Source organism: Bifidobacterium eulemuris (assembly GCF_014898155.1).
Classification (GTDB): Bacteria; Actinomycetota; Actinomycetes; order Actinomycetales; family Bifidobacteriaceae; genus Bifidobacterium; species Bifidobacterium eulemuris.
This window is the reverse complement of sequence record NZ_CP062938.1, coordinates 2,592,043-2,606,996: the sequence shown is the minus strand read 5'-3', so window position 1 is coordinate 2,606,996 and position 14,954 is coordinate 2,592,043. Positions and strand designations below refer to the sequence as shown.

The 14,954-nt window shown below is 55.5% G+C and carries 9 protein-coding genes and 1 CRISPR repeat array; of the genes, 2 read left to right on the top strand and 7 right to left on the bottom strand.

Features of this window, described 5'->3' with window-relative positions; genetic code table 11:
* The first annotated feature begins 195 nt into the window (after positions 1–195).
* Both istA and istB read left to right on the top strand, forming a co-directional pair.
* Entirely contained in the window at positions 196–1,665 is a 1,470-nt protein-coding gene (gene istA / locus BE0216_RS10650) for an IS21 family transposase (protein WP_094637805.1), read from the top strand.
* Positions 1,662–2,447, top strand: coding sequence for an IS21-like element helper ATPase IstB (gene istB / locus BE0216_RS10645; protein ID WP_094637804.1), 786 nt, complete (start codon positions 1,662–1,664; stop codon positions 2,445–2,447). The genes istA and istB overlap by 4 nt, the downstream gene beginning before the upstream one ends.
* Positions 2,448–2,572: 125 nt before the next feature.
* Positions 2,573–6,491: direct repeats of the CRISPR family, unit length 33 nt; unit sequence GTTTCGATCCACACCTGCCGTGAGGCAGGTGAC.
* A 262-nt stretch (positions 6,492–6,753) separates the two neighbouring features.
* On the opposite strand, the gene cas2 is transcribed toward istB, so the two are convergent.
* The 7 genes from cas2 to cas3 all read right to left on the bottom strand — a co-directional run bounded on the left by cas2 (position 6,754) and on the right by cas3 (position 14,904).
* Entirely contained in the window at positions 6,754–7,044 is a 291-nt protein-coding gene (gene cas2 / locus BE0216_RS10640; RefSeq protein WP_094637793.1) for a CRISPR-associated endonuclease Cas2, read from the bottom strand.
* A gap of 6 nt (positions 7,045–7,050) precedes the next feature.
* Positions 7,051–8,082, bottom strand: a complete 1,032-nt coding sequence (gene cas1c / locus BE0216_RS10635; protein WP_094637792.1) for a type I-C CRISPR-associated endonuclease Cas1c — start codon at positions 8,080–8,082, stop codon at positions 7,051–7,053.
* 14 nt (positions 8,083–8,096) lie between these two features.
* Complete coding sequence (gene cas4 / locus BE0216_RS10630) at positions 8,097–8,774, bottom strand: CRISPR-associated protein Cas4 (protein WP_094637791.1); 678 nt, start codon at positions 8,772–8,774, stop codon at positions 8,097–8,099.
* Between the two features lie 40 nt (positions 8,775–8,814).
* Positions 8,815–9,666 (bottom strand): type I-C CRISPR-associated protein Cas7/Csd2, encoded by an 852-nt coding sequence (gene cas7c, locus BE0216_RS10625; protein WP_094637790.1) that lies wholly within the window; start codon positions 9,664–9,666, stop codon positions 8,815–8,817.
* Between the two features lie 63 nt (positions 9,667–9,729).
* On the bottom strand, positions 9,730–11,634 hold the full coding sequence (gene cas8c / locus BE0216_RS10620; protein ID WP_094637789.1) for a type I-C CRISPR-associated protein Cas8c/Csd1: 1,905 nt from the start codon (positions 11,632–11,634) through the stop codon (positions 9,730–9,732).
* A gap of 4 nt (positions 11,635–11,638) precedes the next feature.
* Positions 11,639–12,361: a type I-C CRISPR-associated protein Cas5c gene (cas5c, locus tag BE0216_RS10615; RefSeq protein ID WP_094637788.1), complete on the bottom strand. Its 723-nt coding sequence runs from the start codon at positions 12,359–12,361 to the stop codon at positions 11,639–11,641.
* A 116-nt stretch (positions 12,362–12,477) separates the two neighbouring features.
* Positions 12,478–14,904 (bottom strand): CRISPR-associated helicase Cas3', encoded by a 2,427-nt coding sequence (gene cas3, locus BE0216_RS10610; RefSeq protein WP_319020632.1) that lies wholly within the window; start codon positions 14,902–14,904, stop codon positions 12,478–12,480.
* Positions 14,905–14,954 lie beyond the last annotated feature (50 nt).

The window sequence follows — 14,954 nt, the reverse complement described above, 5'->3', positions numbered from 1 at the left end:
TCTGGTGTTTATGTTCAATGTTCTTTAGGCAGGAGTGTCATGGTGTTTCCCGCTTGATGTGCAGCTGTTTTTCCGCAGAATAGTCATCCCTGATGTTGAGAGGAGACATGGGTTCGCTCCGCCTGTTAGATTCCCGGGTTGCAAACCAAATAGCAGCCAGGGCCGGTTGCCGCCGGCCCGGGGAAGGAAAGGACAGTGACGATACCCATGTCCCAACAGCAAGATATCAGGAGGCTCGACGCGAAGGGCCTGCCGCACGCGGAGATCGCCAGAAGGCTCGGGGTGGACCGGGGCACGGTCGCGAAGTACGCGGGCATGGAGGACTGCTCGCCGAAACCGCCCGCCAGGCGCGGGGTGAAGTCGATTCTCGACGAGTACAAGCCGATCGTCGACGGCTGGCTGGAGGCGGACCGGCTCATGCCCGGCAAGCAGCGCCACACCGCCAGGCGCGTGCATGACCGGCTCGTGGCCGAGCACGGGTTCACGGGCTCGTACTCCACCGTGCTGCGCTACGTGGACGAGTGGCGCGCGGCGAACCGCGAGCCGTCCGACGGCTACGTGGAGCTGGAGTGGACGCCGGGGAGCATGCAGATGGACTTCGGCCTGGCCAAGGCCAGGATCGCTGGCGAGTGGGTCGACGACCATTGCCTGGTCGTCACGTTCCCGCATTCGAACAAACGGTACGCGGCGAGCCTGCCCGCGGAGAACGCGGAGTGCATCTGCGAGGGCCTGACGGCGATCTTCGAGCACATCGGCGGCGTCCCGCACACGCTCGTGATCGACAACGCGTCCGGCGCGGGCCACCGGGATTCCAAGGGGAACGTGACCATGTCGCGCGTGTTCGAGGCGTTCGTCAGTCACCACCGGCTCGACGTGCGGTTCTGCAATCCGTATTCCGGCAACGAGAAGGGCAGCGTGGAGAACGCGGTCGGATTCCTGCGGCGCAACCTCATGGTCCCGCCCATGGCGGCCGAGACCCACGAGCAGCTCACCCGGCTCATGCTCGCCAAATGCGACGGGCTGGGAAGGTCCGTCCACTACCGCGCGCTCGTGCCGGTCGATGACCTGTTCTCCGACGATTTGAAGGCGCTGCGGCCCCTGCCGTCGTGCCGGTTCGACGCGGTGAGGTGGGAGACCCGCAAGGCCGATAAATACGGTTGCGTCGAGATCGACTCCAACCGCTACCAGGTCGGCCCCGCGCTGCACGGCAGAAGGGTCGACGTCGCTGTGCGCGCCACGAGCGTCACCGTCAAGGACAAGGACGGGCGCACGGTGGCCGAGCTCTCCCGCGTCTACGGCAGATCACCACGCACGATCCAGGATCCCGCCACGGTGTTCCCGCTGCTCGCGCGCAAACCCGGGGCGTGGCGCGACTGCTCGATCCGTCCCGACGTGCCCGACGACGTGAGGGAACGGCTCGACCAAGCCGACGACAAGACCCTCAAGGCCAGTCTTAAGGCCATCGCAGGGGCGTGCGAGGCCGCGGGCTTCGAACCGGCGATGCGGGCCGCCTCGCATCTCGTCGACCGCGGCTGGCCCCTCGCCGAGGCCGACATGGCGATTCTGGCCAGACGGTTCGCGGACGGCGACGCCGACCACGGCGGCGACCTGCCCGACCTGGGCTCCTACGACAGGTTCAACCGTCCCGGCGAGGAGGACGCATGAGCACGAGACCCGAACCGCAGATCCCCGAGACCCGCCGCCGCAGGGCCGACACCATCGCCAAGAGCCAGCGCATCATGGAGATGAGCAAACAGCTCACGCTCACCCGCAGCGTACTCGCCAACACGCTGGCCGGGGCCACGCCCGCCCAGCTCGACTTCATCGAACGCTGGTTCGAGGCCGAACTCGAATCACGCGACCATGCCAAACGCGCCCGTCTGATGAAGACCGCCGGCTTCCCGTCCGACAAGGAGCTCGACGGATACGACTGGACCAACCTAGACATGCCCGCCGACTGGGGACGGAGCCAGCTCGAATCCCTCGAATTCGTCGGTAGGACCGAGGACCTCGTGCTCTACGGCAACGTCGGCACCGGAAAGACGCACCTCGCGATCGCGCTGGGACGGGCCGCGTGCCGGGCCGGGATACCGGTAAGGTTCTTCACCGCCTCAAGCCTGGTCATGCGCCTGAGACGCGCGAAACAGGACAACCGGCTCGACAAGGAGCTCGCCGCCATCGCCAAGGCCCGCCTCCTGATCATCGACGAGCTCGGCTACATCCCCATCGACGAGGAGGGCAGCCGCCTCCTCTTCCAGGTCATATCCGATTCCTACGAGACAAGGAGCGTCGTCTACACCACCAACATCGAATTCAGCGGATGGGCCAGGGTGTTCGGGGACCCGAACATGGCCGCCGCGGTCGTCGACCGCACCGTCCACCACGGACGGCTCATCCGGTTCAAGGGCGAAAGCTACCGCAGCCGCAACGCCCTCATGACCAAATAACCAACAAACCAGACCAAGGCGGCGGGCGGACCCACGGAACGATCATCCCGCGGAAAACCCGCTGCACAACCTGCGGAAAACAACATGAATATCCAGCCGACACGAACTTGACAAAACACATTCTGGTTTCGATCCACACCTGCCGTGAGGCAGGTGACCTCCATGTCGGCTCCTTCTTCTCCTGGTATGGGTTTCGATCCACACCTGCCGTGAGGCAGGTGACTACGCCTCGATCGCGATAGCGAACGGCGCCGATGTGTTTCGATCCACACCTGCCGTGAGGCAGGTGACCGCTCGTGACAGGCAAGGGCCAGCAGTACTTCGTGTTTCGATCCACACCTGCCGTGAGGCAGGTGACTGCCCGCCGGGTAGGACTTGCCGGACCCCTCGGCGTTTCGATCCACACCTGCCGTGAGGCAGGTGACCCCTGACCGCCTCCACGTCGTCGCGGGCGCGCTCGTTTCGATCCACACCTGCCGTGAGGCAGGTGACGATGACGGTGCCGACGATCGGCACGATGGCGTTGTTTCGATCCACACCTGCCGTGAGGCAGGTGACCGTTGGTGTTCGGCTCGGCCGAGAGGACGGTGAAGTTTCGATCCACACCTGCCGTGAGGCAGGTGACACCGGTCGCCGGCGCTGAGATCCGCGCGCAGGTAGGTTTCGATCCACACCTGCCGTGAGGCAGGTGACTGGCGGTGGGCCGACGAACCGAACATGCCCTTGCAGTTTCGATCCACACCTGCCGTGAGGCAGGTGACCGAACACATATCCTCGAACGTGTCGTGCAAAACACTGTTTCGATCCACACCTGCCGTGAGGCAGGTGACGCCACGATCCGTGTGGAGACCAGATTCCAATCGGTGTTTCGATCCACACCTGCCGTGAGGCAGGTGACCATGGTGTTCGAATGCGTCGCCACCGGCAATGTGTTTCGATCCACACCTGCCGTGAGGCAGGTGACCTGGTGTCGGAATACGGCGAACAGTTCACTTCCGAGGTTTCGATCCACACCTGCCGTGAGGCAGGTGACAAAAACGATGGCGAAAGACCGCCGAAGCGATGCTGTTTCGATCCACACCTGCCGTGAGGCAGGTGACTGCTTACCGCGTTGACGATATGGTGGCCTTACAGGTTTCGATCCACACCTGCCGTGAGGCAGGTGACCTCAGGGATGGGTCGCAGTACGGCGCGTGGGCCGTGTTTCGATCCACACCTGCCGTGAGGCAGGTGACGAGGTCGATGGATATTCCTCGGTCCTTGGCGTTGTTTCGATCCACACCTGCCGTGAGGCAGGTGACGCCGGCCAGATCATCATCTCCACAGACCCGGCAGGTTTCGATCCACACCTGCCGTGAGGCAGGTGACTGTTCGCGCTGGTGGCCTTGGCGAGGTTCTGCCTGTTTCGATCCACACCTGCCGTGAGGCAGGTGACCGAAGCAGGCGGCTAACACTCAGCTGCAGCAGATGTTTCGATCCACACCTGCCGTGAGGCAGGTGACCGGCGGCGAGACTACAGGGGCATGCTGCTTCCGTGGTTTCGATCCACACCTGCCGTGAGGCAGGTGACTTCGAGGCTCGCCGCGTCGCCCTGTACCGAGTTGTTTCGATCCACACCTGCCGTGAGGCAGGTGACCCGCGCCGCCTGCTGCCTCGACCGCGACATCAGCGTTTCGATCCACACCTGCCGTGAGGCAGGTGACAGGTGGGTGAGGCTGCCGTCGCGCAGCATGTCCTGTTTCGATCCACACCTGCCGTGAGGCAGGTGACTTCAAACAGCGCCGGCGCTCGCCGGCATGCCAGAAAGGTTTCGATCCACACCTGCCGTGAGGCAGGTGACCTACCTCGCTGGCGCATACCACCACGCCTGCCAGTTTCGATCCACACCTGCCGTGAGGCAGGTGACTGATGGCGTCGCGTATGAGGTCCCATGCGGCTTTGTTTCGATCCACACCTGCCGTGAGGCAGGTGACCCGGCACCGCAGTCGCGGGCGTTGTATTAGGGAGGTTTCGATCCACACCTGCCGTGAGGCAGGTGACCGGACACGGCGGCGACTGCCGCCCCGTCGGTCGGTTTCGATCCACACCTGCCGTGAGGCAGGTGACACCGGCACCGCAGTCGCGGGCGTTGTATTAGGGAGGTTTCGATCCACACCTGCCGTGAGGCAGGTGACCGCGCCGAACTTGACTGGCAGCAGGCCGTCCGTGTTTCGATCCACACCTGCCGTGAGGCAGGTGACCCTACGTGTACCGGCCCAAGGAGATGCCCTGGGAGTTTCGATCCACACCTGCCGTGAGGCAGGTGACAGGAGCGTCTGACCTCCGCGCAGAACAAAAGCGTTTCGATCCACACCTGCCGTGAGGCAGGTGACCGGTTTCTGCCAAATTCGTTGGGTCGCGCGATAGTTTCGATCCACACCTGCCGTGAGGCAGGTGACTCTCTTCCATGATGTTCTCTTCTTATATTTTTTAGTTTCGATCCACACCTGCCGTGAGGCAGGTGACAGCGGCCGTCGAGGGCAGCAACCTGACCTACACGTTTCGATCCACACCTGCCGTGAGGCAGGTGACCATGCCGTACAGCAAGGGCGGCAGCGACACCGTGTTTCGATCCACACCTGCCGTGAGGCAGGTGACGGGCGGAAAGGAGGCCGAATTGGCCAACGTTATTGGTTTCGATCCACACCTGCCGTGAGGCAGGTGACCCCAGACCGCAGGCCAGGGGAAACTGACCACGGAGTTTCGATCCACACCTGCCGTGAGGCAGGTGACCGTCCGCGCTGAACGGCATGGGGTCGAAGTCGAGGTTTCGATCCACACCTGCCGTGAGGCAGGTGACCGGTGGCCTTCAGTCGTGTGGCCATCGTGGGCATGTTTCGATCCACACCTGCCGTGAGGCAGGTGACGACGTGGATAAACACCAACTTCCTCACCTACAGCGTTTCGATCCACACCTGCCGTGAGGCAGGTGACGCGACCTCGAACCTAGTAGCGGGGCATGGATTTGTTTCGATCCACACCTGCCGTGAGGCAGGTGACCGACCCCGACAACACGTACGGCGAGGCCGGCAAGGTTTCGATCCACACCTGCCGTGAGGCAGGTGACTCAAGGTCGGCGAATACCCCGCGCGGACCAAGGAGTTTCGATCCACACCTGCCGTGAGGCAGGTGACTCCTGCGCTCCGACCTCAAACTCGACGTGCATGTTTCGATCCACACCTGCCGTGAGGCAGGTGACCCGCATCGGCCACAACCCCTTGCCCATCGGCAAGTTTCGATCCACACCTGCCGTGAGGCAGGTGACACCTCGCCAGCGTCTCGCACGAATTCACCCTCGACGTTTCGATCCACACCTGCCGTGAGGCAGGTGACTCGCCGTCATGGGACTCCAGGAGATGCTCGACGCGTTTCGATCCACACCTGCCGTGAGGCAGGTGACCAGCAGGTATCCAGCATCGACGAACTCGCCAAAGTGTTTCGATCCACACCTGCCGTGAGGCAGGTGACCCGTGACCAAGTTTAGACCCAAGGTCGGAGGAAGTTTCGATCCACACCTGCCGTGAGGCAGGTGACCGACGGCGTTGACCATCGTGTTCCAGATGTTGGAGTTTCGATCCACACCTGCCGTGAGGCAGGTGACTCTCCTAACGCCGCCCGCCACACCGCTTCGAAGACGTTTCGATCCACACCTGCCGTGAGGCAGGTGACAGCTTCACGGTTCCTTCGGTGTTGGGCACCCACTCGTTTCGATCCACACCTGCCGTGAGGCAGGTGACTCAAGCCCACACGCTTCGCCAATCAGGCCGCGAAGTTTCGATCCACACCTGCCGTGAGGCAGGTGACTGTACGCCAATCAACCCATGTACGTGCATTGCTGGTTTCGATCCACACCTGCCGTGAGGCAGGTGACCCGTTGGCCGTGAACATGCACAAGTCGCCTTCCTGTTTCGATCCACACCTGCCGTGAGGCAGGTGACCCCGAAAGGCCCTTGTCGAGCACAATCGATCCAGGTTTCGATCCACACCTGCCGTGAGGCAGGTGACTGCACAGATGGGCTCTCCATCTCGATATATGGGACGAAGAGCTCATCCGCACGTTGATATTATGCGAGTTTATTGTAGAGAGTGATCAGCAAACATGCATCATCGATCTCTTGTCTCACATCAATGCCCACTATTCAGTTATCAAGCATCAAACGGAATCTGCTAAAAAGATTCGCTACAGCCTGAACACAAATTTAGCGGTGCGAAGGAACCAGGGATTTTCTGAGCGCTTCCATTTCGCACCACATATATGAGAAACCCATTAAATCAACATCACATCATCAACGGGAAGATGTCGCCGCCTGCCGAACTGTTCAATCTTGGACGAGTGCTTGGCACCAAGTTTATACATGCGAAGACTGTCTCGTTCTTGATCCATCACCTCCACAAGATCATGTACCAACATCAAATAATCCGACGGCGAAACTTCACATTCAAACACGCTGTTCTGCACACGCTGCCCGTATTTTGCGCTGATTTTTGCCACCGCACGAAGTCTTTTCCGCCCTTCCGGCGTTTCCGTATTAACGTCGTAAGCCACAACCACCATCATGATTCGTCACTTCCAAAAGAAAGGCGGATAAGCATCAAGATCACCACGTAGCAAGCGAGCCAGCAGCAACGCCTGCACATATGGGACCAATCCCCAAGAAATTCTCTCTTGCAGGAAAGGATGGGTTATCAACTCCATCTTCCGTTTCTGCCAAGAAGACAATACCGCCTTTCGACCTGAATCAGTCAGAAACACCCCTCCGTTTTCACGCTGCTCAAAATCTTTGGATTGAACCACTCCTGTATTAACCAAAGTCAGCGCGAAACGATCCGCGAGAACAGGACGAAACTCCTCAACCAGATCCAAGGCGAGAGAGGCTCGTCCAGGACGATCAACATGCATGAATCCCACGTAGGGATCCAAGCCAACTCCCTGCAGCGCAGCAACGCAATCGTTGGTCACTACCGAATAGATAAAAGACAGTAACGCATTCATCTTGTCAAGAGGAGGACGCCGTGTTCTTTCTTCAAAGAAGAAATCATCCTTGCTCTTAAGAATCAGATCGTCAAAGGCATAGAAGTAATCCTTAGCAGCTATCCCCTCTATCCCTCTTAGCGCTTCCATGGACTCGCATCCGCGAATATCCCGCAACGAATGCGCAAGACGTTCGCTCTGCTCAGACAATCGTTTCACATTCACCCGCAGTGCATGATCACGTTTCGCACGCTCCAGCACCCATCGTGAGTTAAACACTTTTCCCAAAATAAACGATTTCGCCAATGTCAATGACAAGACCTCATCGTCCGCATACCTGTACTGTGCACGACGCAGCAGAACGTTACGGTTGTTTTCACCAAGAATCGAACAGTAGTACCTTCCTCGCGGCGAATAGAACGATAGCCCGACGCCAAGTTCGCCGCAGCGCCCCATTAACGATGGAGATGCTCCTTTGTATGAAAAACAGAGGATGGACTCTATCGAGCGCAGCGGAACCTTCGCTAGAATCTGGTCATCTTGATGAACGACCACATTGTCGTTCTCTAAAGACAGATACACATCCTCAGTCGTCACAAACAACGTATTCAGCAGTTGTCTCATCAGATACTCCCCGTTCAGCCCACATCATCGTTGACATACTCGTCGATGTATTCACGCGCTGTTTTTGTTTTTTGCAATTCCGGCAGGCACCAGTCCTTCAACGAACAAGCTGCACATGATTTGCCGGTTTTGACCACCGGCGTCCATCCTCTCTTCATCAGATCATGCATTTGCTCGAACAATTCCCGGACTTTGAACCGAAGATCGTCGTTTAGGACTACCTGTTCGCGCCTTTTTGTTTCCCGGTAGAACAACGCGCCTTCTGGTATCGCGCAAGCGAGCATCTCTTCAAGACACATGGCTTCAGCGCATAACTGGAGTCGATCCGCATCGTTGATTTTAGATTTACCATGCTTGTATTCGATTGGGTATGGAAGCCATAGGCCCTCCCGTCCATGCAGAGGTACACCATCCGATGAACGCTGGAACTCCACCACATCACAGGCACCGGTAACTCCCAACGTTCGTGAAAAGATTCGAAGATCACGCATAATTAGCGTATTGCCACGTGATTCAGACGCGGCGTAATCATGTGCTCTATCGTGCTCGAGAAAACCTGCTGTGGTCAGATAGTTCTCCGACCACAGCTGCTCGATATGGATTAGTGCCCACTGCCGTTTGCAGAACGAAAAGTGCTGGATGCCGGAAAGGGCCAGCCAATCGTCCTCTGGATAACCGTCCGGCCCTTTCATATGCGACCCTCCACCGCGTAACTGCAATCTGACTCGAAAATCAGCGTCCCGAAAGAATCTCGTATTGCAAGCCGGGAATTTCCTCCGGGTTCACAGTCACAGCACCGTCGTCACTCACAGTGACCGCACGATGCACTTTGGCTGAAGAATACTGTCCGCCCTTGCAGTTGTGCGTGAACCAGACCACGTTCAACACCTCCATGGAACCGGCCGGGCGCGCTGAGCTTTCGTCGTTTTCGAACAGCGACAACAAAGCCTGCTTGATTTTCTCAGCATCGGCTTCGGAGAAGCCGGTCTTCTCGGCCAGCTGCGGGCTGATGCTGCCACATGTCGTATACACCACACGACCGGAAACACGGTATTTCATACCCATGGTGTCCGAGGATTTCTTACCGGTGTCCGTGGTTTCACTGTTCACCGACTTCGTGATCTGCACATCATCGATGGCTATCGGCTGAGTGGAAAACGCCGGCTGGATGGAAACAGGCCCCCGGACGCCGAGCGACACCTCGTCGACATCCTTATCCTTCGCCTTCTTAAATGCGAAAACCTGACCGAACGCACGGACATCAAGCCAGTTCTCGCACGCTTTCTTGGATACCAGTTCCTTCTGTTTCTGTTCGTCTTTAGGCAGCGTCTTCAGGAACGTATTGAATCGGTCTGACAACGACTTCGCGCCATCATCGGAACGCTCATCCGCCTGTACAAAAATACGTTCGCCTTCGTCCTGCAGACGATTGCGAATTTTCCGTTTCAACGCGACATCCGAGATCTCGCCAAAACCTTCGAAAGTGGTGCGAGGACGATTACCATCCAGCGGATCACCATTGGGATTCGCGTTCTTGGCCGCGATGGAGACGACGTAATCAATCTTATATGCCAAGCTATTCATTATTGCTCCTTAATACCGAAATTCAATCTTTATATTGTTCTAAATTGATGCATAAATAGGACCTCATTCGGCCTCGCTTCTCTTTTTCGCAGCTTTTTCTTGGGCTTGTTGCCGCAGATATCTACGCTGATGCGAATAACCCACGAGGTACAGCGGAGAGAGGGGACTCTTGTCTTCATACTCGCCATTCTCGAAGAGTGCTATAACGTCATCAATGTCATCACGGAACTTATTAGACACACCCGGTGATGCAGCCGCCATATACGGCAAAAGTCGATCCCACAAGTTTCCCCATGTCGCATATGGTTTAGCCGCAAAATTACTCATCAGTCTCATAGCGTTGGTTTGACGGGTTCCGCCAATACCACGGCGGTACATCTCCCTTTCCTCAAAATTGTCCATCAACGCCAGCAACCGACCATATAAATAGTCCCGATCTGTTCTCTTTGGATCCAGTTCCACCTTTATCTCCTTTGTTCCGTTGCGTTTGAATTCATCGTTGAAATGTTTTTTCCACATGCTGCAGGCAATGCCGAGATCTCGATTCCATGCCGTAGGACTGTCATATCCCATAGGTCTCGAGACTTTGCGAGCAACGGCATTGAGCAGCGAGCGTGGTAGTTCGCTATTGCTGAACATACATTCAATAAGCTGTTTCCTAACGTTCTTTTCGAATCTCTTGTAGCTCTTGCCGCTGCGATCCGTAGTGGGATAAGCACAATTGATGATGTCGATGAAAGATGGAGATCCGATATAGTGAATCGGCTTGGCGGAACCATCGGTTTTTGCGGAATCCTTTTCAAACCGGACCATCGGCCATGATGAATCGACATGCCAATTCATCACGCTCTCGATATATTCGTCTTTTTGCAGCTCACGGTAATATGTAACGCTCAATCGACCTGACGTGGCCGCATCGAGAATCACCACCACCATCGTGTCGGCATGACGCTCTAGAAAATCTGGACTTCCATAGCCCCCTAGCAACGCACGGAAGCGTTTCGCGTAACTGACATCCGTTCGGACAAGCGCATCCTGCAGCGCATCGGACTCCGTCTCCGTGGCCGGCAGGAAATCCGAGAGATCGCCGAATTGCGCCATAGGATCTACAATTTCATCATTGGGCGCTCCCACAGCCCATGTAACGATGGCTTGTGTATCGGTAATGGTTCCATGTCGATTGATCAGCCAGCGCAATGTGGAGTGAATCTTCTGCGATGTCTCCGCGTCAATGCGCAACGCTTCGTCTCGGTCAGCATAGCGCCCCCTAAACGTGAAATTCGTCGAGTCGTTGGCCGAAATCAGTTTGGCATTGCCTGCAGTGCCAACAATGTTTTTGGGGAAATTGGCAGCTTGCGCATAGAGCTCCTTGCCGAATAAATCAGTCCCATCTCTCATGCGCCCGCGCTGACGGTACTCAATCCACCGATTCCGGAGATTAACATCATCCTCCACATGGGGGTTATACTCACCTGGAAGCTGCACAGCAAAACGAATCCCAATCTTTCGATCTTTTTCGGACAGAGCAACCCCACATTCAGACGCATCCTCGCTAACGCTCCGTGCGGAGACATACGCATATATCGCGTTAAGCTTTGGATCGTTTCCCTTCCATTCGGCGAGTTGTTTCAGGTACATAGTCGTTTTCATATCGTCAAAACCTTTGTCGACATACTGCAGCTGATCACACAACGGATGCGGCACAGGCTTACTGGTTCGTCCCATCGATTCCTCAGTGCAAGGAATGATGATGGTACGAGGCCGGGGTTCCTTTTCGATGTGTAGCAGTTCACCATGCTGATTCAGCGTGACGCAAATCTGCACGTGCATTGTCGTGTGATAAAGAGGCAACAACGTCTTTTTTTCATCAACGACATCATTGCCATTGGCGTCTTTTTCCACAGCTTGCAAGCCTGCAGCGTTTTGCACCGAATCGAAAGTCGTCAGCAGACAAGACCATAAACTCATACGATCACTCATCCTCCGCCAAGGTGAGGTTCTCCCCCACCACAAATTTCTTCACCGCCTGCTTCTCGCGAATGACGTGACAATCAAGCAGGTCAGAGTCGGGACGCACGAATTCTATGACGCCATCGCGCATAACCGGAGACCAGAACTGCGCAATGAAATCATGCTGCGGATTTTCATCGAGGTACGAGAACCCATAGGACATGTATCCGAGGCTCAAATCACCGTAACCGTCATAGAATCCCTCTCCGGAGCCGAATTCGCATGACTCGACGTATCCTTGGCATTCTCTCGTTCCGAGGAAGATATCCCGCCTCCCTCCGCGAGCGACTGAACGCAGGGCAATCTGATGATGTTTATTCTCGTTGCGGTCCGCAATAAGGTCTTTGCGCTGCTCGTTCCATTCGAAATGCGCTCGCACCTGGTACCGTACGTCTTTGAGGTATGTGTAATAAGACAATTCATTGCCGCCGCTCATTTTGATTGGCCGGACCCCCTTGCCTTCTGTTTGTATTTTGTTCATGATGCGCACGGCATCAATCACCCATATAATCGTGGGTTTCCAATAAATGCTTTCAGTGATGCCTTTGAGCGCCTGATACGTAGGCACTTGATATGAGCATTTTTCACCGCCGATTCGAGTGGCGACATCTGAGAATAATGCATATCTGGCATCGACCTCGTAGTCGATAGAATTCCGGTGTTTCACAAAAGCCGATTCACGCATCTCCCATCCTTCTTTCCCGTTCGCTGAGCTTCACTGCCCGAAAATGATTAATCTCCAACATACAGCCTTTATCCGCGATAGGTATTTTTTTACCCACGCATGTCGAATAATGTTTTCTAGATCATCATCACAGGCATCTCCGACTCTCTCAGCACACCATATACGTCGTCGTAGTAACTCGAGTCGAGCGCATAGATGTTAAACTCCTTATTCACCAAAATAAACGCGCGCTTCTGATACAGAAGATCGAAATCGCGGTCGAACAGTGACACTGAATACTGCTGCAGCAGCCGGAGCACACGTACTTTCTCACGTAAATCGTCAAGATCCGCAAGCCGATCAAGCAGTTCCGACGCACGACCGTACCGCACCACGATATCCTTCGTAAGATTCGGAATCACATGGAAGCCATCATTCACCGTCTTGAAACCTTGCGCGAACGCATATGGATATTCCCCACCATCGTGACGATTCCTATATTCCCCACGTCCACGTGTATTGAACGAAAGCAGCCCATACGCGGTTTTCGATTCCCCTCCAGGCAGCGCGTAATCCATCGCGTCAGGCCTCTCCTGTAAGCGAGCGAGGAATCTGCCGTAATACTCTTCAAGCATTCCCTTCGAAAGAAGGTCTTCGTTCGGATACTCTCGAACCAACTGATCCGTAAGCTCCTTACCGGTTTGTATATCTTTCAGATTGTTCAGCCCAGTTTCGTCTTTCACTGGGTACACATACACACTTTTTGCTTCCGAGGATTCACCGTTACGGTTGCATCGACCGGCGGCCTGCAGAATGCTGTCGAGTCCAGCCATCGCACGCACCACACAGGAAAACGAAATATCGACGCCCGCTTCAATCAGCTGTGTACTGACGCAAATCACCCGCGAGCGCGATTCACCATCCAGCAATGCCCGCACATGGTTGAGTTTGTCCATTCGATGTTTGCCACACATCGAAGTACTGAGGTGCACGATTTCAAACTCATGTCGGTCATCAAGTTCACGTAGTGCACGACAAATATTCTCCGCTTCGGATTTCAAGTTGACGATGGCGAGGCAGTTACCATTTTCGCGAGCGCGCTCAAGAACGATCGAGGCCAATTCGTCGCACGTCTTCTGTTCTACCGATGCCACAATATTGGTCCGTTTCAGTTTCGCAACGTCGCCTTCGGGAACCTCGATTAATTCCGGATGATCCGACAGCAATAGGTTCTTCCGCTCTGTCCGTTCCAGCAGTGGCTGGGTGGCGGAGCACAACAGGATCGTGCATCCCAGCATCGAGGAAAGGAAGCTCACCACTTCGTTGAACAGGTTGATGGTGTTCGTCGGTAGCGATTGAATCTCATCAAAAATAATCACGCTATCAGTCATGTTATGAAACTTACGAAGCTTGGTTCCCTTCGCGGACATCACCGTTTCCAAGAACTGGACCATAGTGGTGACGATGATAGGGCTGTCCCATCGCTCGGCGGCTAACTTCCGCTGGCGCTCCCCCTCATCCTCGCTTTCTCGTTCGACTTCACTTAATTTGCGCCCGACAGCCGATTCATCGTCCATGCCCACACTGGAGTAATGCTCAAGAAGGACATCACCGTCATCATCCAAATCGAGAATATCTCGGAACACTTTGGAGGTTTGTGCGGTAATCGAAAGGAATGGGATAACGTAAATGATGCGCCTCTTACCGGTTTTCAGCGCATGATGAAGCGCGAAGTTCAATGAAGATAATGTCTTGCCTCCCCCGGTGGGTACGGACAGCTTGTATATGCCTGTCCGCCGCCCACTTGCTTCGCGGCATAAATCAGAAACCCTCTTTCTGACCGCACCGATTTCCGATGAGGAATCGAACGCACTCAGATTTTTTTGGAAACGTTCAAGCAACGCTTCCCAGTCGGCCTCATTAGGAACATACGTCCTTTTGGATTCGAAACAAGCGGCATCCAATCGGTCCGCATCCACCAAGCGAGAAAAAATGTATTTCACGTATAGGCCAAGAAAGAAGCACATGCTGTCGCAAGTCGAGACTCCACTGTCTTTCATCGCTCGGAACAGTCCTGTAACGTCTTTGACGGACTCACTGAACATATTAGATGTATCCAAATTTAACTCAGAAAGATTATTGAGAACTTCTTGATAGGAGTATTTCTCATCGCTTTCAGTCTCATCCGTTAAACGGTCAAAGAATCCCTCATCTCCATTCATCGCAATGCAGTCCGGCAATCCTCCATGATGACGTGAAATCACCATTTCCAGTAGCTCTTGCGCAATCTTCTGAGAACCAGGTTCCGTCTCAAAATCGTTAACAACGAAAGCGCCCTGCCACGCATGAATCACATCACCTCTGCGTCCATCATCCGACAGAAGGTATCGCTGAAACTTTTCCGTCGCCTTCCCCAAGTCGTGCAACAGTGCTGCGGTTTTTGCCGTGGCAGAAAACTCATCTTCGAAGCTTTCCGCCAGCCGACCCGCACCATGCAGATGATCGCGCAATGTTTGCACAGCACCCGTTTTGTCTTTTCGTGCCAGTAGCTCGTTATATCCCACTACCACCCTCCTTGGCACCATTACCAACCTTGTGTTCATCACACAACAAT